Raw genomic sequence first — 1,671 nt, 5'->3', positions numbered from 1 at the left:
GCCGCGCGCATAGGCCTGGTCGGCGTTCATCGAGGCGAGACCGAAATCGGCGAGGTATTCCGGCGTGCGCCAACTCGTGACGTCCCCGATCCGGCCGGGATCCTGATACCCGGTCGTCTGTCCGAGGGCCGCGTGCGAGACGCCCGCACACAGCAGAAAGCTCAGCCCGGCGGCGCGCAGGGGCCGCAGATGCGTTGGATTCGACATCGGTGTCCTCAGAAGCGTGGAAGTTTTCCTGCCGACAAAAAGGCTATAGCGCGTGTCCATCGCTTTGGGCGCAAAGCGGAACGCACCTGAATTCGACTTAATTGTTCGGATCTCGTATTGGCAGGGAGATTTGTAGCTTCACGAAATCTCGATGCTCAAGGCGTATTCCGCCTCCGTTTGCGATAGAAATCTTGTGTGGCCGAGACACAACAATGGGCCGGTGGCGGCGCGCCTTCCCGCCGCCCCCAGGCCTGACTGCGCGCCACTCCCGCGCTGGACGCAGGACCCTCCGGAACCCTCTCGAAGGGCCCGGCCGCTCCGGGCGAACGCATTCCCGGCAGGGTTTGCTCAGGGCGATGCGCGCGGGCCGACAGGAAAAAACCCGCCCCGGCGCGCGCCGGGCGGGTCGAGTGGGCCGTCTCCGGTCGGGGACAATGGCCGGACGAAGACATTCCGCCGGCTGCGTTGGCGGCTCGTACGAGGCTTGCCGTTCTATTCCACGCGAGGCGTCTTCCGGGACTCGCGAATCCGGTCGTTCGGCCTTCGGTTGTCCGGCCTCTTCGCGGGAGGATGGGCCGGCAAAGGCGCGGCCATCCTCAGCTTCGCGTTTCCTGGCTCAGCCTCGCGTTTCCTGGAAGGGCCGCAGCAGCCAGGCGAGGCGGCCGGCATCGTCGTCCTCGTCGACCCGCGGCATCCGGATCTCCGGCTCGGCGGCGCCGCGCATGATCTGTCCGAGGAGCGAGGGCAGACCCACGCCGTGCTCCTGGAGCAGCAGCGCCGCGTCGAGCAGGAAACGGATGTGGTCGTCGGGCACGGGCTCGCCCGCGACCTGGGCCTCCACGACCCGGTCGGCGAGGCGCCCCGCCAGATACGACAGCTCGGGCAGGCGCCGCGCGGCGTCCCGAGACCGATGCGAAGGCGCTGGAGCAGCGCTCATGTGACGTCTCCCTTGGCCGTGCGCGTGGGTCCGATGCGCCCGTCGCGCCCAGGCGTAGCGCAGGACCGTCACCATTGTGTTCACGGGAGAGCCGAAAGCTGACTCCCCGGCGCCGCCCCCTCGACTGGAGGGCGACGGACGTCACAGGGTGGACGCCACGGTCAGGATCGAGGCCAGGCCCGCGGCCAGGAATGCGTCGAGTTCGGCATGCGCGAAGCCCGCGAGCTTGAGGCCGTGGGCGGCGCCCACTACGACGAGCATCACGCCGATGGCCAGGAGGCGGGGTATCACCGTCTTCACGTCGTCGCTCCCCCCGCACCGTGCGTTCCGGCCGATCGCCGTGGCGGCGATGCCCCGCGCCGGGATCACGCCCGCACGTCGGCGGCGGCGTCCTGCATGACGCGCGCCACGAGGCCGTAGGTCTCGGTCCAGGCCTCGCGCACCTCGGGCGTGAAGTCGGGCCCGAGCCCCTGCTCCAGGGTCCAGAGCAGCGCCTCCCCGACGGGCGCGTAATGCGCCGCCTGCGT

The 1,671-nt window shown here is 69.5% G+C and carries 3 protein-coding genes and 1 pseudogene; all 4 read right to left on the bottom strand.

The annotated features are described in order from the left end of the window. On the bottom strand, positions 1–207 hold a 207-nt coding region (locus tag K2X24_RS08380; protein WP_292496699.1), incomplete at its 3' end, for a hypothetical protein. Positions 208–823: 616 nt separating this feature from the next. Beyond that, entirely contained in the window at positions 824–1,144 is a 321-nt protein-coding gene (locus K2X24_RS08375; RefSeq protein ID WP_292496696.1) for a hypothetical protein, read from the bottom strand. Positions 1,145–1,285: 141 nt separating this feature from the next. Further along, positions 1,286–1,444, bottom strand: coding sequence for a hypothetical protein (locus K2X24_RS08370; protein ID WP_292496694.1), 159 nt, complete (start codon positions 1,442–1,444; stop codon positions 1,286–1,288). Positions 1,445–1,509: 65 nt separating this feature from the next. Continuing rightward, positions 1,510–1,671, bottom strand: a pseudogene (locus K2X24_RS08365) (hemin receptor); the annotation flags it as partial.

The sequence above is a fragment of the Methylobacterium sp. genome (genome assembly GCF_019750675.1).
Lineage (GTDB): Bacteria > Pseudomonadota > Alphaproteobacteria > Rhizobiales > Beijerinckiaceae > Methylobacterium.
Note: the sequence above shows the minus strand (reverse complement) of the source record. Positions and strands in the feature narration are given on the sequence as shown.